We start from the raw sequence: 279 nt of genomic DNA on the forward strand, positions 1-279 counted from the left end.
CGTGACTGATATTGATGAGATCAAACCTACAGTCACTATAACGAGTACCTCATCAACATTAACAAGTGGAGTGTTCGATGTTACTATTACTTTCAGTGAGTATGTCACAGGTTTTGTTTCTTCAGATGTGGTGTTGACGAATGGAATACTAAGCAATTTTGCAGGTTCCGGCACAAGTTATACCGCCATCGTTACTCCATCAGCCGATGGTTCAGTAACGGTAGATGTACCAAGCGATGTAGCCCAAGACGCAGCGACCAATAATAATACTGTGGCAAC

The 279-nt window shown here is 42.7% G+C and carries 1 protein-coding gene; it reads left to right on the top strand.

The genetic code is table 11. The features are described 5' to 3' along the window. On the top strand, nt 1-279 hold a 279-nt coding region (locus AWW67_RS19145; protein ID WP_221405267.1), incomplete at both ends, for an Ig-like domain-containing protein.

The organism is Roseivirga seohaensis, assembly GCF_001592945.1.
GTDB classification, from domain to species: Bacteria; Bacteroidota; Bacteroidia; order Cytophagales; family Cyclobacteriaceae; genus Roseivirga; species Roseivirga seohaensis.